Annotated in this window: 29 protein-coding genes, 1 pseudogene and 1 riboswitch; of the genes and pseudogenes, 1 reads left to right on the top strand and 29 read right to left on the bottom strand. The window is 36.8% G+C overall.

The features are described 5' to 3' along the window. Positions 1-483 precede the first annotated feature (483 nt). The 19 genes and pseudogenes from sufB to AC1Q8L_RS21715 all read right to left on the bottom strand — a co-directional run bounded on the left by sufB (position 484) and on the right by AC1Q8L_RS21715 (position 14,722). Complete coding sequence (sufB, locus tag AC1Q8L_RS21805; protein ID WP_001118824.1) at positions 484-1,881, bottom strand: Fe-S cluster assembly protein SufB; 1,398 nt, start codon at positions 1,879-1,881, stop codon at positions 484-486. Positions 1,882-1,929: 48 nt separating this feature from the next. Continuing rightward, a complete protein-coding gene (gene sufU, locus AC1Q8L_RS21800) occupies positions 1,930-2,361 on the bottom strand; it encodes a Fe-S cluster assembly sulfur transfer protein SufU (RefSeq protein WP_000009523.1) in 432 nt (143 codons plus the stop codon). Continuing rightward, complete coding sequence (gene sufS / locus AC1Q8L_RS21795) at positions 2,351-3,571, bottom strand: cysteine desulfurase SufS (RefSeq protein ID WP_001020767.1); 1,221 nt, start codon at positions 3,569-3,571, stop codon at positions 2,351-2,353. The genes sufU and sufS overlap by 11 nt, the downstream gene beginning before the upstream one ends. After that, entirely contained in the window at positions 3,571-4,863 is a 1,293-nt protein-coding gene (sufD, locus tag AC1Q8L_RS21790; protein ID WP_000152173.1) for a Fe-S cluster assembly protein SufD, read from the bottom strand. The genes sufS and sufD overlap by 1 nt, the downstream gene beginning before the upstream one ends. Before the next feature lie 15 nt (positions 4,864-4,878). Beyond that, entirely contained in the window at positions 4,879-5,664 is a 786-nt protein-coding gene (sufC, locus tag AC1Q8L_RS21785) for a Fe-S cluster assembly ATPase SufC (RefSeq protein ID WP_000929163.1), read from the bottom strand. A gap of 238 nt (positions 5,665-5,902) precedes the next feature. Beyond that, the gene (gene metQ / locus AC1Q8L_RS21780; RefSeq protein ID WP_000722399.1) at positions 5,903-6,709 is read right to left on the bottom strand and encodes a methionine ABC transporter substrate-binding lipoprotein MetQ; all 807 of its coding nucleotides are present in this window, start codon (positions 6,707-6,709) and stop codon (positions 5,903-5,905) included. A gap of 70 nt (positions 6,710-6,779) precedes the next feature. After that, entirely contained in the window at positions 6,780-7,592 is an 813-nt protein-coding gene (gene metQ / locus AC1Q8L_RS21775) for a methionine ABC transporter substrate-binding lipoprotein MetQ (protein ID WP_000735080.1), read from the bottom strand. Between the two features lie 22 nt (positions 7,593-7,614). Continuing rightward, complete coding sequence (locus AC1Q8L_RS21770) at positions 7,615-8,280, bottom strand: methionine ABC transporter permease (protein ID WP_000359401.1); 666 nt, start codon at positions 8,278-8,280, stop codon at positions 7,615-7,617. After that, positions 8,273-9,298, bottom strand: a complete 1,026-nt coding sequence (locus AC1Q8L_RS21765) for a methionine ABC transporter ATP-binding protein (RefSeq protein ID WP_000601791.1) — start codon at positions 9,296-9,298, stop codon at positions 8,273-8,275. The genes AC1Q8L_RS21770 and AC1Q8L_RS21765 overlap by 8 nt, the downstream gene beginning before the upstream one ends. Positions 9,299-9,476: 178 nt before the next feature. Next, positions 9,477-9,584: riboswitch (SAM riboswitch) on the bottom strand. Positions 9,585-9,709: 125 nt separating this feature from the next. Beyond that, entirely contained in the window at positions 9,710-10,054 is a 345-nt protein-coding gene (locus AC1Q8L_RS21760; RefSeq protein WP_001242140.1) for a hypothetical protein, read from the bottom strand. Between the two features lie 152 nt (positions 10,055-10,206). Then, positions 10,207-10,515, bottom strand: coding sequence for a thioredoxin family protein (locus tag AC1Q8L_RS21755; protein WP_002025020.1), 309 nt, complete (start codon positions 10,513-10,515; stop codon positions 10,207-10,209). A 3-nt stretch (positions 10,516-10,518) separates the two neighbouring features. Next, complete coding sequence (locus AC1Q8L_RS21750) at positions 10,519-10,863, bottom strand: toprim domain-containing protein (protein ID WP_000640870.1); 345 nt, start codon at positions 10,861-10,863, stop codon at positions 10,519-10,521. Between the two features lie 437 nt (positions 10,864-11,300). Then, positions 11,301-11,684 (bottom strand): glycine cleavage system protein GcvH, encoded by a 384-nt coding sequence (gcvH, locus tag AC1Q8L_RS21745; RefSeq protein WP_000026896.1) that lies wholly within the window; start codon positions 11,682-11,684, stop codon positions 11,301-11,303. A gap of 41 nt (positions 11,685-11,725) precedes the next feature. Further along, a complete protein-coding gene (locus AC1Q8L_RS21740; protein ID WP_000218968.1) occupies positions 11,726-12,091 on the bottom strand; it encodes an arsenate reductase family protein in 366 nt (121 codons plus the stop codon). 800 nt (positions 12,092-12,891) lie between these two features. Then, positions 12,892-13,284: a hypothetical protein gene (locus AC1Q8L_RS21735; RefSeq protein WP_029948387.1), complete on the bottom strand. Its 393-nt coding sequence runs from the start codon at positions 13,282-13,284 to the stop codon at positions 12,892-12,894. Positions 13,285-13,397: 113 nt separating this feature from the next. Next, entirely contained in the window at positions 13,398-13,661 is a 264-nt protein-coding gene (locus AC1Q8L_RS21730) for a DUF4176 domain-containing protein (protein ID WP_000416551.1), read from the bottom strand. A 14-nt stretch (positions 13,662-13,675) separates the two neighbouring features. After that, positions 13,676-13,867 carry a hypothetical protein gene (locus AC1Q8L_RS21725; RefSeq protein WP_000171579.1) on the bottom strand — a complete coding sequence of 64 codons (192 nt, stop codon included), beginning with the start codon at positions 13,865-13,867 and terminating at the stop codon, positions 13,676-13,678. Between the two features lie 15 nt (positions 13,868-13,882). Then, positions 13,883-14,139 (bottom strand): annotated as a pseudogene (locus AC1Q8L_RS21720) (hypothetical protein). Positions 14,140-14,194: 55 nt separating this feature from the next. Continuing rightward, entirely contained in the window at positions 14,195-14,722 is a 528-nt protein-coding gene (locus tag AC1Q8L_RS21715) for a hypothetical protein (RefSeq protein ID WP_000826910.1), read from the bottom strand. A 144-nt stretch (positions 14,723-14,866) separates the two neighbouring features. Between AC1Q8L_RS21715 and AC1Q8L_RS21710 the strand changes: the two genes are divergently transcribed. Then, positions 14,867-15,514, top strand: coding sequence for a phosphatase PAP2 family protein (locus tag AC1Q8L_RS21710; RefSeq protein ID WP_000713772.1), 648 nt, complete (start codon positions 14,867-14,869; stop codon positions 15,512-15,514). A 65-nt stretch (positions 15,515-15,579) separates the two neighbouring features. Here the strand turns inward: AC1Q8L_RS21710 and AC1Q8L_RS21705 are convergent, their stop codons facing one another. From AC1Q8L_RS21705 to AC1Q8L_RS21660, 10 genes are all read right to left on the bottom strand, one after another. Beyond that, a complete protein-coding gene (locus AC1Q8L_RS21705; RefSeq protein WP_000666159.1) occupies positions 15,580-16,593 on the bottom strand; it encodes a PTS sugar transporter subunit IIC in 1,014 nt (337 codons plus the stop codon). A 22-nt stretch (positions 16,594-16,615) separates the two neighbouring features. Next, the gene (locus AC1Q8L_RS21700) at positions 16,616-17,566 is read right to left on the bottom strand and encodes an L-lactate dehydrogenase (protein ID WP_098311951.1); all 951 of its coding nucleotides are present in this window, start codon (positions 17,564-17,566) and stop codon (positions 16,616-16,618) included. A 242-nt stretch (positions 17,567-17,808) separates the two neighbouring features. Next, positions 17,809-18,060, bottom strand: a complete 252-nt coding sequence (locus tag AC1Q8L_RS21695; protein ID WP_001002982.1) for a spore coat protein — start codon at positions 18,058-18,060, stop codon at positions 17,809-17,811. Positions 18,061-18,073: 13 nt separating this feature from the next. Further along, positions 18,074-18,259, bottom strand: a complete 186-nt coding sequence (locus AC1Q8L_RS21690; RefSeq protein ID WP_001180554.1) for a hypothetical protein — start codon at positions 18,257-18,259, stop codon at positions 18,074-18,076. A gap of 143 nt (positions 18,260-18,402) precedes the next feature. Beyond that, a complete protein-coding gene (locus tag AC1Q8L_RS21685) occupies positions 18,403-19,116 on the bottom strand; it encodes a CPBP family intramembrane glutamic endopeptidase (protein ID WP_001232991.1) in 714 nt (237 codons plus the stop codon). A 465-nt stretch (positions 19,117-19,581) separates the two neighbouring features. Further along, positions 19,582-20,130 carry a TetR/AcrR family transcriptional regulator gene (locus AC1Q8L_RS21680; protein WP_000074941.1) on the bottom strand — a complete coding sequence of 183 codons (549 nt, stop codon included), beginning with the start codon at positions 20,128-20,130 and terminating at the stop codon, positions 19,582-19,584. A gap of 3 nt (positions 20,131-20,133) precedes the next feature. Next, a complete protein-coding gene (locus AC1Q8L_RS21675) occupies positions 20,134-20,856 on the bottom strand; it encodes an MBL fold metallo-hydrolase (RefSeq protein WP_001242581.1) in 723 nt (240 codons plus the stop codon). A 138-nt stretch (positions 20,857-20,994) separates the two neighbouring features. Next, entirely contained in the window at positions 20,995-22,779 is a 1,785-nt protein-coding gene (locus tag AC1Q8L_RS21670; protein ID WP_000416293.1) for an acyl-CoA dehydrogenase FadE, read from the bottom strand. A 266-nt stretch (positions 22,780-23,045) separates the two neighbouring features. Next, positions 23,046-24,218, bottom strand: a complete 1,173-nt coding sequence (locus tag AC1Q8L_RS21665) for an acetyl-CoA C-acetyltransferase (protein ID WP_001206331.1) — start codon at positions 24,216-24,218, stop codon at positions 23,046-23,048. A 21-nt stretch (positions 24,219-24,239) separates the two neighbouring features. Beyond that, complete coding sequence (locus tag AC1Q8L_RS21660) at positions 24,240-26,621, bottom strand: 3-hydroxyacyl-CoA dehydrogenase/enoyl-CoA hydratase family protein (RefSeq protein WP_000486359.1); 2,382 nt, start codon at positions 26,619-26,621, stop codon at positions 24,240-24,242. Between the last annotated feature and the right edge of the window lie 231 nt (positions 26,622-26,852).

Below are 26,852 nucleotides of genomic sequence, written 5' to 3'. Positions count from 1 at the left end.
GCGCACACAATAATCCTGTAAATACTTTTCGTCTTTTCTTGCTATTTTACATTGTACTCGCATTGTGAGAAAAAGCAAAAGATTGTCCTTTTCATATGAGAAACTTTTGCTAATGCAGGAAAGAATTCCAGATAGTGGAGGGAGGGGTGGATTTGTCAAAAAGTTTAATAGAGAATTCAGTGGGTGGTTGTTCAAGTGGATTTGTCAGTATCTTTGTCTTAAACCTAGTCGTTCTCTGTTCTTATAAAATGTTTAGGGTATGTGAGGATTTTCTTTTGTCTTATCTTGTCGACAAATCGATATTCCTTGTCGAAACGTTGATATATTGAAATAATCGTTGATATATTCCCGTTTATGATCGATATATTTGAAAAATCGTTGATATATTTAACTGAACACCCACCCGGGTATCATCTCCCAAGCCAAGACAAATCCGCAAAACAAAAAAGCGCCCTGCACAGCAGGGCGCTTCTACTTTATCTATTAACCAATAGAACCTTCCATCTCAAACTTGATTAGGCGGTTCATTTCAACTGCGTATTCCATTGGAAGTTCGCGAGTGAATGGCTCGATGAAGCCCATTACGATCATTTCTGTAGCTTCTTGCTCAGAAATACCACGGCTCATTAGGTAGAATAATTGTTCTTCTGATACTTTCGATACTTTCGCTTCGTGCTCAAGTGAAACGTAATCGTTTTTGATTTCGTTGTAAGGAATTGTATCAGATGTAGATTGGTTATCCATGATTAACGTGTCACACTCGATGTTAGAGCGAGAGTTTTTCGCTTTTGGTCCGAAGTGTACGATACCACGGTAAGTTACTTTACCACCATGCTTCGCAATCGATTTAGAAACGATTGTTGAAGACGTGTTTGGTGCTAAGTGAATCATTTTCGCACCAGCATCTTGGTGTTGGCCTTTACCAGCAATCGCGATTGATAATGTTAAACCGCGAGCGCCTTCGCCTTTTAAGATAACTGCTGGGTATTTCATCGTTAATTTAGAACCGATGTTACCATCAATCCATTCCATCGTTGCGTTTTCTTCACAAACCGCACGTTTTGTAACTAGGTTGTATACGTTGTTCGCCCAGTTTTGGATTGTTGTATAACGGCAATACGCATCTTTTTTAATGATGATTTCTACTACCGCACTGTGAAGTGAGTTAGTAGTGTAAACAGGTGCTGTACAACCTTCTACGTAGTGTACGTGTGCGCCTTCGTCTACGATGATAAGCGTACGCTCGAATTGTCCCATATTTTCAGAGTTAATACGGAAATACGCTTGAAGTGGTGTATCAACTTTAATACCTTTTGGAACGTAGATGAATGATCCACCAGACCAAACTGCAGAGTTTAATGCAGAGAATTTGTTGTCTGTTGGTGGAATTACTTTTCCGAAATGCTCACGGAAAATATCTTCGTTCTCTTTTAATGCGCTATCTGTATCTTTGAAGACGATTCCTAGAGCTTCTAGGTCTTCTTTCATGTTGTGGTATACAACTTCAGATTCGTACTGTGCAGATACACCAGCTAAATATTTTTGCTCAGCTTCTGGAATACCTAATTTATCAAATGTTGCTTTAATTTCATCAGGTACTTCATCCCAAGACTTCTCAGATTTCTCAGATGGTTTTACGTAGTACGTAATTTCATCGAAATCTAAGTCGTTTAAGTCGCCGCCCCATTGTGGCATTGGCATTTCATAGAACTTATCCAGTGATTTTAAACGGAAGTCTAACATCCACTGTGGTTCTTCTTTCATACGTGAAATCTCTTCAACGATCTCTTTTGTTAAACCGCGTCCAGCACGGAAAATCGAAACGTCTTTGTCTTTGAAACCATATTTGTAATCGCCGATATCTGGCAGTTGCTTCGCCATGTTGGTGTGTCCCTCCTTAGATAACCTCATTTTTAGGAACCTTTAACATTACTTATCTTCGTTTAAGCCCTTTTCTAACGCTTTCCACGCTAATGTTGCACATTTAATACGTGCAGGGAACTTGCATACGCCTTGTAATGCTTCAATATCTCCTAAATCGATGCTGTCATCGTACTCTTTTCCTAGCATCATGTCAGAGAAAATTTTCGAAAGCTGAAGTGCTTCTTCAATTTTCTTACCTTTTACTGCTTGTGTCATCATTGAAGCTGAAGACATTGAGATTGAACATCCTTCGCCTTCAAACTTCGCCTCTTGCACAATACCTTCTTCTACTTTCATCGTAAGTTGAATACGATCGCCGCAAGTTGGATTGTTCAAGTTAACGGTAACACTATCTTCTAACACGCCATGGTTACGAGGATTTTTGTAATGATCCATAATAACTTGACGATATAACGTATCTAAATTATTAAATGACATTTGTGAAATACTCCTTTGTCTTGATTAGCGATTCAACAAATGTATCAATTTCTTCTTTTGTATTATATAAATAGAAGCTCGCACGTGCTGTTGAAGAAGCTTTTAGCCACTTCATAAGCGGTTGTGCACAGTGATGTCCTGCGCGAACTGCAATGCCTTCTACATCTAATACAGTCGCTACATCGTGAGGATGTACGTCTTCAATATTAAATGTAACAAGACCAGCGCGATGCTTTGGACCATAAATTGTAACGCCATCTACTTCTGATAGTCTTTCTAAAGCGTATTGCGCTAATTCATGCTCATGCTTTTCAATATTATCAAGACCGATTTCTTCTAGGAAATCAATTGCCGCACCAAGTCCGATTGCATTACCGATAATCGGTGTACCCGCTTCAAACTTCCACGGAAGCTCTTTCCAAGTAGATTCTTGTAAATCTACGAAATCAATCATTTCACCACCAAATTCAATTGGCTCCATATTGTTTAGCAATTCTTTCTTACCATATAATACGCCGATACCTGTAGGTCCGCACATCTTATGAGCAGATAATGCGTAGAAATCACAGTTTAAATCTTGCACATCCACTTTCATGTGAGGTGTACTTTGTGCACCATCAACGACCATAATTGCTCCGTTTTCGTGTGCGATTGCTCCGATTTCTTTTACAGGGTTAATCGTTCCAAGTACGTTTGATACTTGCATAATAGAAACGATTTTTGTATTCGGTGTAACAGTTTGACGAACATCTTCTAAAGAAATTGTACCGTCTGGTTGAAGCGGAAGGTATTTCAAAGTTGCGCCAGTTTTCTTCGCAACTTGTTGCCACGGAATGATGTTACTATGGTGTTCCATGTAAGAAATAACGATTTCATCGCCTTCTTTTACATTTTCAAGGCCATAGCTAGCCGCTACTGTATTTAATGCAGTTGTCGTTCCGCGCGTGAAAATAATCTCTTCCATTGATTTCGCGTTAATAAACTTGCGAACTTTCTCACGTGCACCTTCATACGCGTCGGTAGCTTTCGTACCGAGCGTATGAACACCGCGATGCACGTTAGAATTATATTCTTTATAGTAACGTTCTAACGTTTCAATGACTTGAATTGGTTTTTGAGAAGTTGCTGCACTATCGAAATAAACAAGTTGTTTGCCGTTCACTTTTTGATCAAGAATTGGAAACTGTTTGCGTATTTCATGAATATTCATTAGCGAACTTTCCTTTCAATTACCTCAACAAGCTGTGCTTTTACTCCTTCAATTGGAAGCTCATTTACTACAGGTGCTAAGAATCCATGGATGACTAAACGTTCTGCTTCGCGTTTTGGAATACCACGGCTCATCAAGTAGTATAATTGGTACGGATCTACGCGGCCTACTGAAGCTGCGTGACCTGCCATAACATCATCTTCATCAATTAAAAGAATTGGGTTCGCATCACCGCGAGCTTTTTCGTCTAGCATAAGAACGCGAGAAGATTGTTGTGCATTTGATTTAGATGCACCGTGTTCAATCTTACCAATTCCATTAAAGATAGATGTTGCACTATCTTTTTGTACACCGTGTTTTAAAATCCAACCTTCAGAGTGTTTACCGAAGTGAACAACTTTAGTTGTAAAGTTTTGTGTTTGGTTACCACGGCCAATTGTTACTGTTTTCGTATCAGCATATGAACCGTCGCCCATTAAGTTCGTAACGTTCTCTGAAATTGTGTTTCCATCATTCATAAGGCCTAGAGCCCAATCAATGCGGCCGTCGCGTCCAACAACACCGCGGCGGTTAACGTAAGTTGTTACGTCTTTTGCTAATAGATCAACCGCACCGAATTTCACTTGTGCGCCTTGTTCCACAATTACTTCTGCTACGATATTTGCAATACCTTTAGCATTTTCATTTGCAACATAGTTTTCTACATAAGTTGCAGTACTGTTCGCATCAGCTACGAATAATACGTGGTTATATACGTTAGCTTCTTCGCCGTCTACTAAGAATACAGCTTGAAGTGGAGTTTCAAGAACAACGTTTTTCGGAACATATACGAATGCACCGCCGTTGATTAATGCAGCATGAAGTGCAGTTAGACGATGCTCGTCTACTTTCACTCCGTCTTTCATTAAATACTTTTGTAGTAATTCAGCATGCTCTGTTGCAGCTGTTACGATATCTGTGAAAATAACACCTTTGTCTTTTGCTTCGTCTGCTAAAGAAACGAACGCAGTTGTACCAGTACGTTGCACTAATACGCTGTTATTTTCATCGATTAAGTTTTTCACTGCTTCTGGAAGCTCTGTTAAAGAACTTACAGGCTCTTGCTTAGCAGCGTCGCCTTTTCCGATAAAGTCCCATTTTTCAATTTTCGTTTTATCAGGCGTTGGCATTGGAAGTTCTGTTGCTTGTGCAAGAGCTTGTAAGCGGAACTCAGTCAACCAAGCAGCTTCGTTTACTTCGCTTGCGCGTTGACGGATTGTTTCTTGATCGAAAGGTAATGTACCGATTGTCATGTTTATGCTCCTCTCTTACGCTTCTTGCTCTGTTGTTTCGTCTTCAATACCTAATTCTTTTTTAATCCAGTCGTAACCTTCAGCTTCTAGACGTTGTGCAAGCTCAGGGCCACCAGATTTAACGATACGACCGTTCATCATAACGTGAACGAAGTCTGGAGTGATGTAGTTTAATAAGCGTTGGTAATGCGTAATCATTAGGCAACCGAACTCTTCGCCGCGCATTTGGTTAATACCTTTAGATACAACTTTTAATGCATCGATATCAAGACCTGAGTCGATTTCATCTAAGATTGCGATTTTTGGCTCAATCATCATTAATTGAAGAATTTCGTTACGCTTTTTCTCTCCACCAGAGAAACCTTCGTTTAAGTAACGTTGTGCCATTTCTGGATCCATTTCTAGGAATTCCATGTTTTTATCTAATGTACGGATAAATTTCATAAGAGAAATTTCATCGCCTTCTTCACGACGTGCGTTAATTGCAGAACGTAAGAAGTCAGCGTTTGTTACTCCGCTAATTTCACTTGGATATTGCATTGCTAGGAATAGACCCGCTTGTGCGCGCTCGTCTACTTCCATTTCTAATACATCTTCACCGTCAATGATGATGCTACCTTCTGTTACTTCATACTTTGGGTGACCCATAATTGCAGAAGATAAAGTTGATTTACCTGTTCCGTTAGGTCCCATAATTGCGTGGATTTCTCCACCTTTTACTTCAAGGTTTACACCCTTTAAAATTTCTTTGCCGTCAATTGATACGTGTAAGTCTTTAACCGTTAATGTAGAACCAGCCATCTCAATACCTCCATTAATCCTATATATACATTTTAAAAATTCCTAAAACGTTCATATTCTCATTTTATTCTCATTCTAATTTTATATCAAATAAAATGATATCGCAAACGACGAAAAAAAGTAACCGTTTTTTCACAAATGTATATAAGTATTTCCTTTACATCTTTCTATGATACACCTTTCTTCTTATTTATATAAAGAAAAAAGGACTGGTAATTTCCCAGTCCTTTCCTTATATTTATTCACTTACCGGAAGTACAGCACCTTTATATTCTTTATTAATAAAATCTTGAATTTCTTTTGAATGTAACACTTCTACTAGCTCTTTAATTTCTTTTTTCTTCTCATCACCTTTACGAACTGCAATGATGTTTGCATACGGAGAGTCTGCTCCTTCAATCGCAATTGCATCCTTCGTTGGATTTAATTTTGCATCAATTGCGTAGTTCGAATTAATGAATAAAGCATCTCCCTCATTATTTTCATACAACTTCGGTGAAAGTCCAGGTTCAACATCTGTTTTAAATTTTAAGTTTTTCGGATTTTCGACTACATCTTTTACTGTCGCCTTAACCACATCTACACCATCTTTAAGCTTAATCACGCCGCCTTTTTGTAACAATGCTAACATACGGCCTCGCTCCGCTACGTTATTACTCATAATCACTGTCCCGCCATCTGGTAAGTCTTTTAAGCTTTTATATTTCTTAGAATAAATACCCATTGGCTCTAAATGAATTTTTCCTGCGTTTACAATTTTATATCCCTTTTCTTGGATCTCCTTATCTAAATACGGAATATGCTGGAAGTAGTTCGCATCAATCTCTTTATCCGCTAACGCTTTATTTGGCAGTACATAATCCTGGAACTTTTTAATCTCTAACTTAATGCCTTTTTTCTCTAAGATTGGCTGTGCTTTCTCTAAAATAACAGCATGCGGCACGTTAGAAGCTCCAACAACAAGCTTATTCTCTTCTTTTCCTCCGCAAGCAGCTAATGTAAATACAGACAGCGCTGTAACAACTGACAATAGAATCTTTTTCATATGATGTCCCCTTCTCCCCTATAGTTATGTAGTTATAAAAAAGGCTGGCATACACCAGCCTTTTCAGCAATTATTCTTTTACAGGAACAACCGCTCCTTTATATTCTTTATTAATAAAGTCTTCGATTTCTTTAGAATGCAATACTTCTACAAGCTCTTTAATCTCTTTTTTATCTTTATCACCTTTACGAACAGCTACTATGTTTGCGTACGGTGAATCATCACCTTCAATTGCAATTGCATCTTTTTCTGGGTTTAATTTCGCATCAATTGCATAGTTAGAGTTAATTAAAACAGCATCGCCTTCCTTATTGTTATACACTTGTGGTAGTAAACCCGGCTCGATATCTGTTTTAAATTTTAAGTTTTTCGGATTATCTGCAATATCTTTTGGAGTTGCATTAACTGGCTCTACTCCGTCTTTAATTTTTAAAATGCCTTCTTTTTGTAAAATTGCTAAACCACGTCCATGGTCAGTAACGGAATTACTCATAATGATTGTCGCCCCGTCTGGAAGTTCTTTTAGGCTCTTATACTTTTGAGAGTATACACCAATTGGTTCTAAATGAATTTTCCCCGCTATTTCAAAATCATATTTTTTATCTTTAATTTCTTTTTCTAAATACGGAATGTGCTGAAAGTAGTTTGCATCTAAATCTTTATCCGCTAACGATTTATTTGGTAATACGTAGTCTTGGAATTTTTTAATTTCTAACTCGATTCCTTTTTTCTCAAGTAACGGTTTTGCCTTTTCTAAAATTTCAGCGTGCGGTACGTTAGAAGCACCAACAACGAGTTTCTTTTCATCTTTATCTTTCCCGCCACAAGCAGCTAAACCAAAAATTGAAGTTGAAATAAGTGCCGTAAGTAATAATTTTTTCATTTGAAACATCCTCCCGTTTTTATTATCGTTTATCTATTCGAGTCGTTAAACTATCACCAATCCACTGAATTAAAAATACAACTAGTAATACACAAATTGTCGCAACGATTGTTACATCGTTATTTCCCCTTTGGAATCCTTCTAAGTAAGCAAGTGTTCCAAGGCCACCAGCACCAACAACTCCCGCCATTGCTGTATAGCCTACTAAAGCAATTGTCGTAACCGTAATACCAGATACTAATGCTGGTAACGATTCTGGAATCAATACTTTTAAAATAATTGTGCTTGTTTTTGCTCCCATTGCTTTGGAAGCTTCAATTACACCTTTATCAATTTCGCGAAGTGCGATTTCAACCATTCTCGCGTAGAATGGTGCCGCCCCAATAATTAAAGCTGGCAGCGCTGCACTTGCTCCAAGAATTGTTCCAAGAAGAATCTTTGTGAATGGGATTAATAAAATAATTAAAATGATGAACGGTATAGAACGGAATATATTTACGAATGCTCCAATCACCGTATTAATTGATTTGTTTTCCCATAAATTATCTTTCGCTGTCATGAAGAGTAACAATCCTAAAATTAATCCTAAAACAAATGTCGCAAGAGCTGCGATTGCCGTCATATATAACGTTTCACCAGTTGCTTCTAACATTTGATTCCAATCAACATTTGCGAGTAACTTATCCATGTGCAATCACCTCCAGCTCTACTTGATCTTGATGAATTCCTTCTATCGCTTGCTGGATCGCTGTTTCCTCACCATTTAAATGAACAACTAAACTACCGTAAGAACCGTTATTCGTTTGTGCGATATTTCCTTGCAAAATGCTAACTTCTATATCACTGCGTTGCATCAATCGTTGAAGGACTGGTCTTTCTACAGCCTCACCAATAAACTGCAAACGAATTACTTTTCCATCTGGATATTTTTCAATTAAACTTTCAATCGTTTCATTTGTATCTTCAGAATCTGTTAACTGCTGTACAAATCGTTTCGTAATATCTTGCTTCGGATTACGGAATACATCAAGTACTGGACCCGTTTCCACAATCTTTCCTCTCTCCATTACCGCCACTCGATTACAAATCTTTCGAATTACGTGCATCTCATGTGTAATGAGTACAATTGTTAAACCAAGGCGCTTATTAATGTCTAATAGTAAATCCAAAATTTGATCTGTCGTTTCTGGATCAAGAGCCGACGTTGCTTCATCACATAAAAGTACTTGTGGGTTGTTAGCTAATGCTCTTGCAATCCCAACGCGTTGTTTTTGTCCCCCGCTCAGCTGAGATGGGTACGCGTCTCCTCTTCCTTCTAATCCAACAAGATGAATTAATTCATCAACACGTTTTCTTCTCTTCGTTTTATCAACACCTGCAATTTCAAGTGGAAACTCTATATTTTCACGTACAGTTCGTGACCAAAGTAAGTTAAAGTGCTGAAAAATCATTCCGATTTCTTGCCTTGCCTTACGAAGTTCACTTCCTGTAATTGCTGATATGACACGATTCGCAATTGTAATTTGGCCAGAAGTCGGTTTCTCTAACTGATTAAACAATCTGATTAAAGAACTTTTCCCAGCGCCGCTATATCCGATAACACCAAATATTTCGCCTTTTTCTATTTTTAAATTGGCGTTATCTACAGCAGTGACATCACCGCTTTTCGCCTTATATATTTTCCTTACATTCTCTAATAGAATCATGATGTTCACCCCTTTTTTGTTTAGGTCGACTCCGCAATTTTTTATTTTTAATGCGTGTAGTCCACTGTTATCATTACTTTTATTATTTGAATGTCCTCCACATTCAAACAATAAAAAAACCTTTCTGCTTTAGAGAAGCAGAAAGGTTTATATGCGTATATAACAACATTATCCCTCTCTCTCATCTCTCAAAGCATTCGCTTTGCAGGAATTGGCACCATTTCAACATAAGTTGACGGTTGCCGGGCTTCACAGGGCACAGTCCCTCCACCTCTCTTGATAAGAGAAATCAGATTCAATTTTCGTCTGATTTGAAATTTATGAAATTGTCTATATTTTATGACTTGAATTGTATCAATATACGCTCACCATGTCAACAGAAATTTTCGCAAAAAATGAAACTTCAGAATTTTAAGCACCTACTGACATCGGTTTACATATATGAAACATCGATTCCACTAATAACATCGTTCGGTACGTTCCTGAATATTGTACACGTCCATCATTCATTAACATTTGCAATCGTACATTTCCATTCACCAATTGTTCTATATCCTTTTCGTCTAAGCAAATGATTTGTTCCGTTCCTCTTTCCTCATGTACCAGCTCTATATAATCTCTTGAAATTTGTAACGAACAACTTTCATCTCTAAAGCGGAAATTAACAGTTTTTTCTTCTTGTCTTAAAAGTGGTTCTAAATGATATTGACCATTAGCGTAATTTACAAATGATTGAAGCAAAGAATATAATCTCACCCTAAATCACATCCTTCATATCACTTTCTATTACATACCATTCCCTCTCACTAAAGAGCAATCCTGTTATTTTCGCTCGACAAATACTGTATCCACCCTGCATCTCGACATATTTCCCAAGAAATATGTCGAGGCGGCAAAAATTTTGCCGCCTACTTTAATTCCGTATATAAATATTCAACCGAATGAAATGCGTATATCTTCTTCATCAGTGTCCCATTTTCAAAAACAAGTAAACAAGGTACACTTTCAATCCCATACTCTTTCGCTAAATGCGGAGCATAATTTAAATCTAACATCCCAATTTTGAGGCCTTCAATTGTCATCTCAACGACTGTTAACATCTTTTTTGCTAATTGGCATGTTCCACACATTGGAGTATATACATATAACACTGTTTTTTCTTCATTCTCTATTAGGGCTGTAGCTTCGGCTCCTGTCCAATCGATCACTTCTATCATTCCTTACCGTAAATATTCTGTATAAACGTCAATATCGGCTCCCCATAATACATTTGCTAAGTGTGTAGATGGCGCAGTTGCCACTTCTCGGTACGAGCGATCAATATAGATATGCTCGGCTTGCGGAAATTCTTTTCGAAATTGTTTCCTTAACTTTTCTCCAGCATCATCAGCATCCACTAGCACATACACTTCCTTATCAAAAAACTGATCAACGAGCTCATCCATTTTCGACAAACCAATTGTACCATTTGTACAAACAATTTCCACCGGTTCACGAATAATAGATTCAATCTTTCTTCTATCTGATGTACCTTCTACAATAATGACTTTTTCTACATAAATCATATGTCATCACCCGATCACCATATACTATACAACCTTTAACTTAGTATATAGTATATTCGTTATTTTCATGTTGTTTCCTGTTTATTTTTGCAAAAGAAAAGCGGAAGCGGCTCGTTTAGAACAAGAATGTACCCGAACTCCTTCACTCAAGGCTCTTTTCGCCTCAAGTAAAGGAGTGAAATGCCCAACTTTTTAGTTCTTTTGGCTAAAGTTCTTTCGCACAGAAAACGCTTTTTTGTCTTCTTGTGCAGAAAATTCTTAGACGTGAAAAGCTAGACAACGAAAAGCAAAAGCGGCTAGACCTGCATAAAGGTTATACGAAAAAGTTTTTTTCAAAAAACGTTCTCCTACACGATAATTAGTATATGATTCTACATTCATTATTTTACACAAAATAAAAAAGGACAGCACAAAGGCTGTCCTTTAGTCGACTATAATTAGTCTTGGTTTGTCATTTCTGCATATTTTTCTGCAGTTAATAACTTCTCAACTTGGCTTGCATCAGAAAGTTCAACTTTAACCATCCATGCACCCTCGTATGGAGATTCGTTAACAAGTTCTGGTTGGTCACTTAATTCTTCGTTTACTGCTACAACTTTACCACTTACAGGTGCGTATAGCTCAGAAACTGTTTTAACAGATTCTACGCTTCCGAATGGCTCGTCAGCTTCGATTGTTGCACCTACTTCAGGAAGTTCAACGAATACGATATCGCCTAGCTCACCTTGTGCAAAGTGAGTGATACCGATAACAACTTCATTACCTTCAGTTTTTACCCATTCGTGTTCTTCAGAGTAACGTAAATTATTTGGAATGCTCATGACTGTACCTCCAGTGAATGTATTAATTATGTAAAAATACCTTATTGGTACTTTTTCCACACACTTTCAAACTGCTCTTCGTTAAAACCAAGTGTTACATTCGTTCCATCTGTTACAATTGGACGTTTGATCAACATGCCATCAGATGCTAAAAGCTCATACATTTCGTCTTCGCTTGCATCTTTCAACTTATCTTTCAGACCAAGTTCACGGTAACGCATTCCACTTGTATTAAAGAATTTTTTTAATGGTAATTCACTTTTTTCATGTAAATTACGTAAATCTTCTTTTGATGGTGGATTTTCAACAATATGAATCATCTCATATGCTACATCGTTTGCCTCAAACCATTTCTTTGCCTTTTGACATGTGCCACACTTTGGATATGAATAAAATGTTACTGTCATAAATTCACCTACTTTTTTACTAACCTTTACCTTTATCATATAGAAAACGTTTTATTATTTCAAACCATTATTCGCTAAACTTTTACTTATTTCGTGATAATTTTTAATAATCCTGCGAATTTTTCTTATTTTTCCGCCATTTGTTAAGAAAAAAATAAATATATAAATTTTTTTAGATTCTGCACCAAACATATATCTTAAACAAGCGTTTGATTAATTTCTTATTTTTCTTTGTTAGCCTTTGAACTACATGAGTTTCTTTCTACCGAACATACAGCTTAAACAAACGTTTGATTAATTCTCCATTTTTCTTTCTTAACCTTTGAGCTGCATCGGTTTCTTCCTACCGAACATACAGCTTAAACAAACGTTTGATTAACTCCCTATTTTTCTTTACTAACCCTTGGGCTGCATCGGTTTCTTCCTATAGTCACAAAACCTGGAAACAATTCACATGACAAAGGCGTACAGATAAAAGGAACTAACGATTTTGGCCGTAATAGTGAGAGAATTCCATGATGATTAAGAAATTACTACAAAGAAAAAGCCATGCATACACATGACTTTCATAGCATACTCACTTCTATATTCAATAGAAATTAAAGTGAATTATATTTCTTTACTTTTAAAGGAATATAATTCACATATAAATCTATAGCATAAGTAATAATCAAAATTCCTTTTCCTTCATCAGCAAATTTCGCTTACAGAAACTGTTCTGAAATTTTCCTTTTTCCCCATCTCTTTGGAAGCCATTCAACTCCTAAGAACATAATAATAATCCTCTACTTATTAACTAGCTACTTTTCTTTTTTCCATGATATTTCAAATTCCCCACCATGTTCTTCTGTTATAATTTTAACTTTATATGTATCATCTTTAGACACTTTAATATTATTTTCGCCTTTTCCACTATTAACTTCCAGTATTGTATTATCATTTGAATCTAAAACATAAGCTTTTATGGTTCCTTGCTTAGTTTTATCATCAAAGGAGAATATCCAGCTTTCACCTTTTTTCACATCCATATCTTGAGTTGCAAAACCTGTGAAACTTTTATACTTCCCAGATATACTATCTGAAGCACCATGAACTTTACCACCAACAATCGTTCCCTCTCTTGTAAAACAACCACTAAGAACTACCAAACATAGAACAAATAATAATGTGTTTTTAATAGTTTTCAATATCATTCCCCCTTATCCCCACAATAAATATCCTTCTATTTACATTCAAAAAAACTATAATAATTATAATATACCCTAGTGAATATATTATAGTTATTATAGTTGTAAAATCAATAATGCTAGTTTAAATCTTCACGCAACTTTATTTCATCTTCATTTACATATCCAGTAAAAATAACTTCTGATATATGTTCATGATTAAAAAACATATTATATTCAGTTGAAATATTTCCGATAGGATAATAACAAGCTACATAATCCCAAGTTTTCTTAGTTTTTGAATCTTCTTGTTTTCTACCATATATCATCAATGGTTGTTCCCATGTTTTAAATCTCACAACTGAACCAATCGGAAGTAATGTATCTTTCTCTACCTTCTCCATTTTAATTCACCTCTTTATTTAATGAAAAATTTACCTATTTTATATAAAATTAAAAAACTAATAGGAACTGTAATTAAATATATCAATGAAAAAATTATTTTTTCTTTTAAATTATATGTAGCATCGAACATTGTAAAAATAATAGTACCAAAAAAACAAATAACAAAAAGAATTGTTAAAATTTTTTTCAAACTTTCTAAAGTCATAAAAGATACCCCTTTTTACTTTATCTCTACTTCAACACCTGTACCCACAGGACTAGCTCCAGGTCCCCAAGGGAAATTTACTTTAAATCCACTTGAACTTACCTTAAAAGAACCACCCGTTTGTCCAAGTGAGGGTGAACCCCGATATGTAAATCATGATTTGTAAATGGTATAGGTATATCTATACCCACTTCATATTTTGCTAAAGAGGCCTCCTCCCCAAGTTCAAAACCATTTTTATCTATTTTATCAGCAACTTCTGTATTCCCCATACTTAAACTAGCTTCTACATAAAAAAATAAGAAGCCTCGTTTACAGGCTCCTTCATCATCGACTTAAGTAATCCGAAATGGTTTGAAATACTACTATATACATATTATGAATATTTCGATCGGAAACAGTATCATTATATAATCCCATACCCCAATATTGCCCTTCAGGGTTCCCCATATTTACAAACCCTTGCGTATAAGTCATCGTTTTATCCTTTGGGGTATTATCATAATCTAAATCCTTGTTAGTAAAAATTAAATACGGTCTATCTTGCAAACCAATAAAAAATACCGGCTTCTTTAACGATAAAAATAAGTCCGTATACTGCTCCTTTGATGCCTCTTTAAAGTATTCTTTCATAACGAAAAAACCATCAACTTTTGCTGATTTCTCCTGCATTTCTTCTAACTTTATACTTTCAAACTTTACATTCCTAAACGTATCTTTCGGCTTTTCTCCAACAACTCCAATTACGAGTGCTCTTCCGTTATATTCTAATTTTTCTCCTTCGTTATTCTTTGCACACCCAGCACCTACTAGGCATAACAATATAAAAACTAAAAAATATGATAAACGCTTCATTTAGCACCCTCCCCCTTCTTTTTAGTCAAGTGACAAAAACGTAAGGTTAATTCAAGAAAATGTAAGTAAAATCGATAGCCCAATTCACGTTTCTATATTATAATCAATTGAATTTACTTACATTACTAAACATAGGAGATCAACATGAAGAAATTTAAACTTTCATCTTTTCTTCCGTTAAGTTATATACTTCTACTCGTACTCGTAAGTCCCCTTTACGACGTATTAAATAAATCGACTGTTCACGCAGTAGACGTTACAACTGTAGTAGATGATTGGATTCCATTTGTAAAAGCATTTATTATTCCTTATTTACTTTGGTTTCCATACTTATACGGCGCACTTATTTATTACTGCTTCGCTGACCGAAAGCAATATTATGTCACTTTAAGTAGTGTTATTTTTGGAAAGCTTGCTTGTTTTTCTATTTATTATTTTTGGCAAACAACTGTACCGCGTCCGACTGTCGTTGGAACAGATGTATTTTCTGAACTAGTTCGCTATATTTATAGTATCGACCAGCCAGTAAACTGTTTCCCTAGCATTCACGTTCTTACTACATTTGTAATTATGTTAGCTGCCTTTAAGCGTAGAGAACAACATGCTTTTGAATATTACATCCTTACTTTCTTCGGTACACTTATTATTTTATCAACGCTATTTACGAAGCAACATGCCTTTGTAGATGCCGTTTCTGGAATGACACTTGCAAGCATACTTTACTTCGGCGTTCAACTCTTATTGGCCAAAGAACCAATAAGAGTTCCAGTAAAACAAAATCATAGAATGTAACATGACAAAAAAGCAGACTGTGGCTTCTCAGTCTGCTTTTATCTATTATTAAGGAGATTTTCAATTTAAGATTGCGGTACAGTCATATCACCAGAATGAATACGACCTGCTTTTTTAAGAGCAATGTAAAGTATATAAGAAACAGCTACTGGAATGACGATATAAGTAATTACCATCGCCGGGAGAACTTCCCATCCTTCGCTGGAAATTAAATTAATTGGTGCGATAAGAGAACTTAATCCAAGACCTGCAATTTCTTTTCCTGCTTCCAGTTGGAAAATTAATGCGGATACCGGACCGACTATAGCACTGGCGACGACAGTTGGGACGAGAATCATTGGATTTTTAGTGATATTTGGCAACTGTACTTTCGGAGTACAAAGAGCTTGAGCTAATATGCCACCTAAATTGTTTTCTTTTGCTGAGATGACAGAGAATCCGATAAACTGAGCGACGCATCCGGCAAGAGCTGCACCACCTGCAACACCGTCTAAGCTAAGTGCGATCGCTAACGCAGCTGATGAAGCTGGAGAGATAAGTAATAGTCCCCAAACTACTGCAATGACGATAGAAGCGATAAACGGGCTACCAGCTGAGCTATCTTTAATGAACGCTCCAACTGCATTTAAAACAGGAGTAATATTATGAGATAACCAAATACCAACTAAACCAGAACCTAATATGGCCGCAAATGGAACGAGCATCATATCTAAAGCAGTTTTTCCGCTTAAACGTTTACCAATATATACAGCTAAAGTTGCTGTTAATAAAGCACCGATTGGCTCACCTGTTTTAATAATTAGACCAGCTTCAGTAATTGAAATGGATCCGGCACCAATTGCTCCAGCCACCATAGCCGAGAAGATTACAAGACCATTTGCACCGATCATAAAAGCAATTCCAGCACCAATGGCTGGTGCCATAAGTGATTTTGCAACAACTCCAATTGTAATAAGCAACGGAATATCAACAATTCTTCCTATATTTTCGATTAGTAAACCAATTCCGAGGGATACGAAAATACCTTGTGCGATTCCAGCAGATGCTTTAAATACACGAGACATTATATATTCCTTCATTTGTTTCACCTTCTTCTATAAGTTAGTAACCAATTGTTTTCATATAATCACGTAAAATATCGTTTGATTTTGCGAATCGAGATTCTTCATCCTCTGTTAAATTGAGTTCTACAACTTCTCTTATACCGTCTCTAGTAATAATAGCTGGTACTCCTGTACAAATATCGTATTCACCGTACTCACCATCTAAAATGGCTGATACAGCAATGACACGGTGATCATCGTTAAAGATTGAACTCGCAATATACGCTAGAGAGTTTCCGATTCCGTAATAAGTAGTTCCTTTACGTTTATAAATTTCCCAGCCAGCTTTTGCAGTTTTCTCAACAATTTCATCTAAATTTATTTCTCCAAATCGTTCTTTTTGTTCTTCTAAAATTTGCAGAATTGGCTTTCCACCAACAGTTACATGAGACCAAGCAACCATTTGAGAATCACCATGTTCTCCTAATGAATACCCATGAATACTACGAGGGTCTACATGTAGCATTTCAGATAAAATTGTTCTTAAGCGAGAAGAATCTAGTGATGTACCAGTACCGATTACGCGATTTCTAGGTAATCCAGATAATTTCCAAACTTGATATGTAATAATATCAACTGGGTTCGATGCAAGTAAGAAAATACCATCAAATCCACTTTCCATTACGCCACCAACAACACTTTCCATAATCTTCGCACTCGCTCCTAAAGTATCTAAGCGACTTTGCCCTGGTTTTGGTGCTGGTCCTGCTGTAATAATGACAATGTCCATATCTATGCAGTCTTCATAGTTTCCTGCATATACTTTTGTTCTTGTATTTGTAAAGTTAATGCAATGTGATAAATCCATTGCTTCCCCAACTGCACGTTCATGATTTATATCAATTAATAATAGCTCTTCGCAAATACCTTGATTCACAATAGAATACGCACAACTTGATCCAACTAATCCAGTACCGATAATTGCAATTTTTCTTGTATGTCTTTTCATAGCAATCTCTCCTAATTGATCATATAATCTATTTCTTTTGCTCTTTACACTCCTAATTATAGAGGTTCTCACGATAGAAACCATGGATACTTTGTGAAATATTGAACAAAGTTTTTGTCCTTTTTGTGAATTGTTATATTCCATTTTCGTCATATTTGTTACAACTGGAAAAATATTTATTATGTATTTATTGACATATACAAAAAGAAAACGAGCGAATAAATTCGCTCGTTTTCTTTTCACTATTGTTCCGCACTTAATTGACTTTTTAATTGCTGTACAATCATTGGATTAGCAGGTGCTGCCGGTTTGTAATAACTCTTTTGCTTTGCGTACTCATACATATTACGTTGGCGCGCCTCGTCTTGATTACGAATTTGAATTAACGTTTGATGTAACTGTTCATTATCAGACTGAGCAATATAATTTGCATAGCTCGTTAAACTTGCATTCAATCCTGCTAAATAATCATTTACCATATCTTTTTCATTCATCTTTCTCTTCCTCCTATCCTAGGAAAGTCAGTAATTGCTGTTTTGTATTTCGTGCATCTTGCGCATCTTTTTGTAGCATTTGTTTCAGTTGTGGATCTGTACACGTCTGTGCATACTGCTCCAACTTGTTAATAATTGTTGCGTGTCCACCAATTAAATGACGTAAGTTTTCTACTTCAAGCTCTGTTAAGTTTTGCATATAACATACCCGCCTTTCTTTGTTCATTCATCATTAGTATTTGGTTCTTTTTGGATTGTATTCATCAACTTTTCGCACATATAAACAAAATAAAAGATGAATAGCTAGGCCATTCATCTTTTATGCTAAATATTCATTCAATTTTATAAAGAAACAATCATACTTATACTCACAAGTAGGTTCCATACAATATGTAAAATAATGCTAGGTAAAATAGATTGTGTTTTCTTATATAACATAGCAAATACAATCCCCATAATCATTGCCGTAACTGGAAAACCACCATGAAGAATCCCAAAGATAAAGGAAGAAATAATGATACCAACTAGAAAACTATATTTCTTTTCAAAAAATCGATACAAAATACCTCTATATAAAATTTCTTCTTTAATTGGTGTAATTATAGCAACACTTAACACATATATAATACTTTGTAGACTATTTTGAAGTCCTAAGCTCCCTAATTGATCTCGTTGCTGCTCTGCACTTTCAAAGCTAAACAACTCTAACATTACATACTGAGTTAATGCAATGATGATAAAACCTATTAATAAATACAAGTAGGTTTTCCCATTTTTTAAAATAGATACATCCCATATGTTCTTAATAAAATGAAGCACTGGTTTATACGCAAATAAAACAATAGTAACAACAGCTGCATCAAATAGAAGTAAATAATATCCCTCTAAATTAGCACGTAATACCTCTTCTCCAAAAATCCCAAGGGCTAAAGCAAGGAATAATCCCCCTAAGAGTGAGAACCCTAGAATGCTTGCAATCGTCACAACTAGATTTTTATATGTTATGTTATCTACTTCTCTTTCTGCATTATACGCGTCTAATACTGTTTTTCTCATACTATTCCTCCATTTGTTTTCATTACCTTAACAAAAACCCTTTAATACAAATATATAGATAATATAACAAATTTTTCAAAAAGAATAATATGCAATTTTACATATCATGAAAGCTTTGTATTATATAGTTTTTGGAATTAGATTACTATAGAATAATTATTAGATGAAATTCCAAAAATTTCTTATCTATCCACCATAACCCTCGCATCATATAAAACTTATTAGTTAAAGGAGCAATGAACATGAAAACACATGACTTCCTTACAGAAATCCAGAAGGGCTCTGAGCCTAGTCCATATCAAGATCCTATTGCTTTTATTTTCGTTTGCCTTTCCGTAGCTATATACACATTTTTCAAACCTGCTAAATAATATCATGTAATGAGAAAAAGCCTACCGCTCTTTTCGAATTATATGCACTAAAAAACCTTAGAATCACTTCTAAGGTTTTTGTTTGCCTCGCTTCTTATTCACGTAACCCTTTAATAAACGTTTCCAACAATACATGTAAACTTATATCTAAATCTAACGGCAAACCAAATCCGCCCTGCTGTTCAATCGAAGCAAATCCATGACAAATACTTCTGAATCCGCGTGTCGCATGAAGTGCATTCTCTCCTTCTAAGCCATACTGTTGTAAAACCTGAAGACAAAGCTTTACAATTCCGTCACCTGCTTTTCTTACTTCTTCATCTCGTAAAAAAGTTGCTTCATATAGTCCAGGATGTTTTCGGACAAATGCTACATATGCTTCTCCTAATGCATGAATTGCTTCATCCATCTGTTTATCCTCGGCTACTTCTTCCAGTTTGTTATGCAGCTGTTGTATTCCGTAAATACCAAGATTTTTCCGTACATCTTGTAACCCTTTTACATGATTATATAGTGAGGGCGAACGTATCCCTAATCTTTGCGCTAATGAAGCTAACGTTACTTCTTGTATTCCATTTGTATCTGCAATTTCTGCAGCTGTTTCTACAATTTTCTGTAATGTAAGTCCGATTCTAGGTGACATAAATTAACCCTCTTTCTTACTTTCTATATTCCGCTTCGCTTCCTGAATAGCAAGCTCTATGACAGCCCCTGGATCCTTTATCATTTTTCCGTGCCCTGCCGCAAGCAAGGAAGGTTCATATTCGCTTAGCTTCTGTGCACTTTGTAATGATATTTCTTTGCTCCACGTTGCCATCGCTGGAAACGGAAACCAAAATTTCATTTGTCCCGAAACAGCCATACCTCCTCTTGTTTGAAATGCATCCCCAACAATAAGAGCTTTATTTCGTACATCAAGAAACGACATGGAGCCCGGCGTATGTCCCGGTGTCATAATCGCAAGAAGCGATCCAACTCGGTCGCCATCTTCCAATAAAACATCAGGTACCGTTTTTATCTTTTTAGGTACACCGCCTTTTATTGGCGTATTTGGTTCATCCTTTTGTAACGTCGTATCTCCTTCTAACAGCTTTGCGTCCCGCTTAGAAATGTAGACTGGAACATGAGGAAGTACTTCCTTTAATGCGTCTAATGCACCGATGTGATCATCATGCGCATGTGTTAATACAATATTCGTAATTGGTTTTCCTATTTTCTCAGCCGCCTGTAAAATTCCTTTTGCGCTATATGGCAAAGCAGCATCAATTAAAGTTAAACCATCCTCTTCCTCCACAAAGTAACAATTCACAGGAAACGCTCTTGGCAAAAATGACAATTGATATACCGTTTTTTCATGCATCATTCTCATATTCCCATCTCCCTCTCCACGAAAACTAATACCATTAGTTTTATTATACTAATGGTATTAGTTTTATACCACTAAAAATTTCATTTTTTCAGAAAAAAGAACAGTAGCCGTATAAACGACTACTGTTCTTTAAAGATATTAAACTGTGTAACGCTCATCTTCTAAAATTTTCGCAGCGATTTCACGTTTCTTCGGAATTACGTTAAGTGGTGTGTGGCGAGTTAATTTACGTAATGATGATAACATCATGCGCAGCATGTCGCCGTTTTCAACTGCGATAAGTGTTTCTTTCGCATCTGCTTCGATTTCGTTAAATGCTTCTTGGCAGAATACTTCAGTGTATAACACTTTTTGTTTATTCTTTTCAAGACCAGTTGTTTTGATTGCTTTTTCTGTACGAAGAACAGCTGATTCCATTGCGTATAGATTGCTTACAATGTCAGCGATATTCACAAGAATTTCTTGCTCTTTATCTAATGCTTTACCGTATTTTTGAGCAGCTAATCCAGCTACCATTAAGCCGATTTTCTTCGCGTTAGTTACTAAATATTTTTGAAGTGCTAATGGCTCATCGCCTACTTCTTCTGGCATCATCATCATTAACTCTTCTTGTAATTTTTGTGCTTTTTGAAGAAGTGGTAATTCACCTTTCATCGCTTTACGTAAGAACGTACCTGGTACGATTAGGCGATTAATTTCGTTCGTTCCTTCGAAAATACGGTTAATACGAGAATCACGGTACATTCTTTCAATCTCGTACTCTGCCATAAACCCGTAACCACCGTGAATTTGAACACCTTCATCTACTGTATAGTCTAATACTTCAGAACCGAATACTTTGTTTAAAGAGCACTCGATTGCATATTCAGCGATAGAAGCTGCTACTGCTTTACCGTCTTTTACTTCTTCTTCAGATAATGTGCTCATGCGGCTTTCGAATAAACCTACTGTACGATATACAGAACTTTCAGCTGCATATGTTTTTGCTGCCATATTCGCAAGTTTCTCTTGAATTAATGGGAAGCGAGCGATTGGTTGCTTGAACTGTTGACGTTGGTTTGCATATTGTGCTGAAATTTCTACTGCACGTTTTGCAGATCCAACTGTACCAACACCTAATTTATAACGACCGATATTTAAAATGTTGAATGCGATAATATGACCTTTACCGATTTCACCAAGTAGGTTTTCTTTCGGTACTAACGCATCTTCTAAAATTAACGTACGAGTTGAAGAACATTTAATACCCATTTTCTTCTCTTCAGGGCTTGTAGATACACCAGCGTATTCTTTCTCTACGATAAATGCTGAGAAATGCTCTCCATCAATTTTTGCATATACAACGAATACGTCAGCGAATGCAGAGTTTGTAATCCACTGTTTTTCACCGTTTAATACATAATGTGTACCTTCTGCATTTAAACGTGCAGTTGTTTTTGCGCCTAATGCGTCAGATCCTGAACCTGGCTCAGTTAATGCGTATGCAGCTAATTTTTCACCAGTTGCAAGTAATGGTAAATACTTTTTCTTTTGCTCTTCGTTACCGAATAATACGATTGGTAAAGATCCGATACCTACGTGAGCACCGTGAGTGATTGCAAAGCCGCCAGCGCGAGAGAATTTCTCTGCGATTAACGCTGAGCTTACTTTATCAAGACCAATCCCACCGTACTCTTCTGGTACGTCAGCGCCTAATAAACCAAGCTCCCCAGCTTCTTTTAAAAGACGAACTGAACGATCAAATTCATGTTGCTCTAAATATTCAAGCTCTGGAAGAACTTCATTTACGATAAAGTCCTCTGTCGTTTTTGCAATCATTTTATGCTCAGATGAAAAATCTTCTGGCGTAAACACTTGATCAATCGTAATCTCATCAACTAAAAAGCTACCGCCTTTAACCGCATTTCCTACTGTTTTTTCCATGAAAATTTCCTCCTTCATATTTTCATGAGCAGCTTCTCTCTTTTTGAAAGAAGCTGGCTCTCCCGTTTATTTTTTATAAACCTTTGTTGCTTCCATTCTTTGCTTTAGCGTCGTCTCGTTCTGAGCGAACTGCTTGCACTTTTTTTATAATCCAGTTCCAGCGGCTAGAATGTTCGGTGGCTTCGCTTCTTCCTACGAGGTAAAGAGCGCCTCTACGTCTGAAGCTCCATCCCCCTCACATTCTGAACAAGCCGCTTCCACTTTTTTTATAGTAATTCAAACACTCCCGCTGCTCCCATTCCGCCGCCAATACACATTGTTACGATACCGAATTGTTCGTTGCGGCGTTTCATTTCGTGAATAAGAGATAGTGTTAGTTTTGCTCCTGTACAGCCAAGTGGATGTCCAAGTGCGATTGCACCACCGTTTACGTTTACTTTTTCTTCATCTAAACCAAGTTCACGAATAACTTGGATCGATTGAGAAGCAAATGCTTCGTTTAGTTCGAATAAGCCAATATCAGATAGCTCTAAGCCAGCTAGTTTTAACGCTTTTGGAATTGCAGCGATTGGGCCGATTCCCATTACTTCTGGTGGTACGCCAGCTACTGCAAATGAACGGAATTTCGCAAGTGGCTTCATGCCATCGCTCACTGCTTTTTCACGATCCATTAATAGTACAGATGCTGCACCGTCACTCATTTGTGAAGAGTTACCAGCTGTTACAGAACCGCGAACGTTAAATGCTGGACGTAATTTCCCTAAAATGTCTAGCGTCGTCTCTGCTCTTACACCTTCATCTTGTGCGAAAATGATTGTTTCTTCTTGCAGTTTATTGTTTGAGCCAACCGAGCGTAACGTCACATCTACAGATACTGTTTCATCAGCAAAGTTTCCTGCCGCTAATGCTTTGGCAGCACGTTGATGACTTCTTACTGCAAATGCATCTTGCTCTTCACGAGAAATTCCATATTTCACAGCAACTTGCTCTGCTGTATGTCCCATACCCATATAATATTCCGGAGCCGCTTCTACAAGGCGACTATTCGGACGAACAACGTGTCCCATCATTGGAACTAAACTCATTGATTCCGCTCCGCCTGATAATACAGCTTCAGAGTGACCAAGCATAATGCGCTCTGCTCCGTAAGCGATACTTTGTAAACCAGAAGAACAGTAACGGTTAATTGTAATAGCTGGAACATCGTAAGAAAGTCCTGCTAGTCCGCCGATATTACGAGCCATATTTAAACCTTGTTCTGCTTCTGGCATCGCACAACCGAAAATTAAATCATCGATTGGTCCTTCATAATTTGCACGCTTTAACGTTTCCTTTACTACTAACGCCCCTAGATCGTCAGGACGAACTGTTTTTAATGAACCCCTCTTTGCTTTTCCAATTGGTGTTCTTGCTCCCGCAACAATGACAGCTTCTCTCATGAACGATATCTCCCCTCGTTATTAGTTACGTAATGGCTTTCCTTTTACAAGCATGTGCTGCATTCTTGCTTGTGATTTCATCTCACTTACTAAGCTAATAAATGCTTCACGTTCTACATCTAATAAATACTGCTCATCAACTTCTGTTCCGTACGGCACTTTTCCGCCCGCAATGACATATGCAAGTTTCTTCGCAATGTGAAGATCATGTTCAGAAATGTAACCTGATAAATGCATTGCTTCTGCACCAAGTACAAGAGTTGCATATCCTGTTTCACCAACAACTGGTATCTTTTTACGAATCGGTGCTTTATAGCCCGCTTCATATAAAGCAAGTGCTTTCTGTTTCGCATCATATAGTAAGTGATCACCATTCACACTAATACCGTCTTTATCGCCTAAGAAGTTGTTCGATACAGCTTCTTGTGCTGATGTAGAAACTTTCGCCATCGCTACAGATTCAAACACTTTATTCGCAACTTTTTGCAGATCAAACTCTACACCGTTTGGCATTTTATTTAAGTGTTTAATGTATAGCTCTTTATTACCGCCTCCGCCAGGGATTAAGCCAACACCAACTTCTACTAAGCCCATATACGTTTCACTAGAAGCTTGAATGCTAGCTGCTGGTAAGCAAACTTCTGTACCTCCGCCAAGCGTCATACCGTATGGTGCTGCTACAACTGGCTTAGAAGAGTACTTAATTTTCGTCATTGCATCTTGGAAGTTTTTCACAACCAACTCAATTTCAAAGTAATTGTCGTCTTGTGCTTCCATTAAGATCATTGCTAGGTTCGCACCAACGCAGAAGTTCTTCGATTGGTTACCGATAACAAGACCTTTATAATTCTTTTCTACTTCATCAACAGCGTAGTTAATCATTTGCGTAATATCCATACCGATTGCATTGCTCTTCGAATGGAACTCTAAGCAAAGGATGCCGTCGCCTAAATCAATTAAGCTCGCTCCGCTATTTTTCTTTAATACACCATTTTTCGCTTTTAATTGCTTAAGAGAAATTGCTTTTTTATTACGCTCGATTAGCTTATATTCGCCATTATCGTAATAGTAGCTATCGCCGTTATCATGTTTATAGAAAGTAGTGAAACCTTTCTCTAACATTTCTTTCACCCAAGTAGGAACGACTACGCCGTTTTCTTCCATCTTTTGAACAGATTTTTCAACGCCGATTGCATCCCAAACTTCAAACGGTCCTTGCTCCCAGCCGAAGCCCCACTTCATCGCTTGGTCAATTGCAACGATATCGTCAGCAATTTCTTTATGAAGTTTTGCAGAGTATAAAAGAGTTGGTGTAATGATGTTCCATAATAACTCTCCTGCGCGGTCTTTTGCGTATACAAGCGCTTTCAATTTATTCGCTAATCCTTTTTCTTGTTTACTTAACTCTACGGATGCAGCTTTTAATTTTTTACGCGCTTCATATTCCATCGTTTCAGGATTTAGTTCTAAAATTTCTTTTCCTTGTTTTAAGAAGAAGCCTTGACCTGTTTTGCTTCCAAGCCATTTTTTATCAAGCATGTCATGCATGAAAGCTGGTACTTTAAATACATCACGCTCTTCTTCTTGTACGTTTTCATATACGTTATTTGCAACGTGTACGAATGTATCTAAACCAACAACATCTAATGTACGGAACGTTGCACTCTTCGGACGACCAATTAATGGACCTGTTACAGAATCAACTTCCCCAATGCTGTAGCCCCGTTTTATCATCTCTTGAAGAGTTACTAATAAACCGTACGTACCGATGCGGTTTCCAATAAAGTTTGGTGTGTCTTTTGCGATAACAACGCCTTTTCCAAGAACGTCTTCGCCAAATAGTTTCATGAAGCTTAATACTTGTGGATCTGTTTCTTTCGTCGGTATTACCTCTAGAAGTTTTAAATATCGTGGTGGGTTAAAAAAGTGTGTGCCTAAGAAGTGTTTCTGGAAGTCGTCTGAACGACCTTCTGCCATTTTTTCAACTGAAATACCTGACGTATTCGAGCTTACAATAGAACCTGGTTTACGAACAGCGTCTACTTTTTCAAATAATTTCTTTTTAATATCTAAGTTTTCAACTACTACTTCAATAATCCAATCTACATCAGCAAGAAGCTCAAGATCATCTTCTAAGTTACCTGCTTCAATCAGTGCTAGATTTCCTTTCACTGTCAGAGGAGCTGGTTTTTGCTTCAATAGTTTCTGTACAGCCGTATTACTAAAACGATTTCTCACACTTTTATGTTCTAATGTAAGTCCCTTCGCTTCCTCTTCTTTCGTAAGCGCAGGTGGTACAATATCAAGCAATAATGTCGGAATACCAATATTAGCTAAGTGTGCCGCAATTCCCGAACCCATTACGCCTGAACCTAGAACAGCAGCCTTTTTAATTTGGAACATCCAATTCTCCCCCTATTCTTGAATGAATGCTCATTCAATTTTTCGACATAAGTCGCAATCAATGAGTGAGCCTCTACTAATAAATATATGATACTGTTTAAATTTTCGCAATATATTTATTGATAAAATTTTCTGAAATAAATATTTTTCTTTCATTTGGCTATGCTATACATGTGTATTTTCTTTGTTTAAATGCACTTTTCCTTTTTATAATCTGACGAAACTGGAGGA

It is taken from the genome of Bacillus sp. GW823-FHT06A11, assembly GCF_058795355.1.
This window is presented reverse-complemented; position numbering and strand designations above follow the sequence as displayed.

Bases quoted from the DNA above. Each gene is read 5' to 3' on its own strand.
- sufB (WP_001118824.1), bottom strand. From the start codon at position 1,881: ATGGCGAAGCAACTGCCAGATATCGGCGATTACAAATATGGTTTCAAA.
- sufU (WP_000009523.1), bottom strand. From the start codon at position 2,361: ATGTCATTTAATAATTTAGATACGTTATATCGTCAAGTTATTATGGAT.
- sufS (WP_001020767.1), bottom strand. From the start codon at position 3,571: ATGAATATTCATGAAATACGCAAACAGTTTCCAATTCTTGATCAAAAA.
- sufD (WP_000152173.1), bottom strand. From the start codon at position 4,863: ATGACAATCGGTACATTACCTTTCGATCAAGAAACAATCCGTCAACGC.
- sufC (WP_000929163.1), bottom strand. From the start codon at position 5,664: ATGGCTGGTTCTACATTAACGGTTAAAGACTTACACGTATCAATTGAC.
- metQ (WP_000722399.1), bottom strand. From the start codon at position 6,709: ATGAAAAAGATTCTATTGTCAGTTGTTACAGCGCTGTCTGTATTTACA.
- metQ (WP_000735080.1), bottom strand. From the start codon at position 7,592: ATGAAAAAATTATTACTTACGGCACTTATTTCAACTTCAATTTTTGGT.
- AC1Q8L_RS21770 (WP_000359401.1), bottom strand. From the start codon at position 8,280: ATGGATAAGTTACTCGCAAATGTTGATTGGAATCAAATGTTAGAAGCA.
- AC1Q8L_RS21765 (WP_000601791.1), bottom strand. From the start codon at position 9,298: ATGATTCTATTAGAGAATGTAAGGAAAATATATAAGGCGAAAAGCGGT.
- AC1Q8L_RS21755 (WP_002025020.1), bottom strand. From the start codon at position 10,515: ATGATAGAAGTGATCGATTGGACAGGAGCCGAAGCTACAGCCCTAATA.
- AC1Q8L_RS21750 (WP_000640870.1), bottom strand. From the start codon at position 10,863: ATGATTTATGTAGAAAAAGTCATTATTGTAGAAGGTACATCAGATAGA.
- gcvH (WP_000026896.1), bottom strand. From the start codon at position 11,684: ATGAGCATTCCAAATAATTTACGTTACTCTGAAGAACACGAATGGGTA.
- AC1Q8L_RS21740 (WP_000218968.1), bottom strand. From the start codon at position 12,091: ATGACAGTAACATTTTATTCATATCCAAAGTGTGGCACATGTCAAAAG.
- AC1Q8L_RS21735 (WP_029948387.1), bottom strand. From the start codon at position 13,284: ATGATATTGAAAACTATTAAAAACACATTATTATTTGTTCTATGTTTG.
- AC1Q8L_RS21730 (WP_000416551.1), bottom strand. From the start codon at position 13,661: ATGGAGAAGGTAGAGAAAGATACATTACTTCCGATTGGTTCAGTTGTG.
- AC1Q8L_RS21725 (WP_000171579.1), bottom strand. From the start codon at position 13,867: ATGACTTTAGAAAGTTTGAAAAAAATTTTAACAATTCTTTTTGTTATT.
- AC1Q8L_RS21715 (WP_000826910.1), bottom strand. From the start codon at position 14,722: ATGAAGCGTTTATCATATTTTTTAGTTTTTATATTGTTATGCCTAGTA.
- AC1Q8L_RS21710 (WP_000713772.1), top strand. From the start codon at position 14,867: ATGAAGAAATTTAAACTTTCATCTTTTCTTCCGTTAAGTTATATACTT.
- AC1Q8L_RS21705 (WP_000666159.1), bottom strand. From the start codon at position 16,593: ATGAAGGAATATATAATGTCTCGTGTATTTAAAGCATCTGCTGGAATC.
- AC1Q8L_RS21700 (WP_098311951.1), bottom strand. From the start codon at position 17,566: ATGAAAAGACATACAAGAAAAATTGCAATTATCGGTACTGGATTAGTT.
- AC1Q8L_RS21695 (WP_001002982.1), bottom strand. From the start codon at position 18,060: ATGAATGAAAAAGATATGGTAAATGATTATTTAGCAGGATTGAATGCA.
- AC1Q8L_RS21690 (WP_001180554.1), bottom strand. From the start codon at position 18,259: ATGCAAAACTTAACAGAGCTTGAAGTAGAAAACTTACGTCATTTAATT.
- AC1Q8L_RS21685 (WP_001232991.1), bottom strand. From the start codon at position 19,116: ATGAGAAAAACAGTATTAGACGCGTATAATGCAGAAAGAGAAGTAGAT.
- AC1Q8L_RS21680 (WP_000074941.1), bottom strand. From the start codon at position 20,130: ATGTCACCTAGAATCGGACTTACATTACAGAAAATTGTAGAAACAGCT.
- AC1Q8L_RS21675 (WP_001242581.1), bottom strand. From the start codon at position 20,856: ATGAGAATGATGCATGAAAAAACGGTATATCAATTGTCATTTTTGCCA.
- AC1Q8L_RS21670 (WP_000416293.1), bottom strand. From the start codon at position 22,779: ATGGAAAAAACAGTAGGAAATGCGGTTAAAGGCGGTAGCTTTTTAGTT.
- AC1Q8L_RS21665 (WP_001206331.1), bottom strand. From the start codon at position 24,218: ATGAGAGAAGCTGTCATTGTTGCGGGAGCAAGAACACCAATTGGAAAA.
- AC1Q8L_RS21660 (WP_000486359.1), bottom strand. From the start codon at position 26,621: ATGTTCCAAATTAAAAAGGCTGCTGTTCTAGGTTCAGGCGTAATGGGT.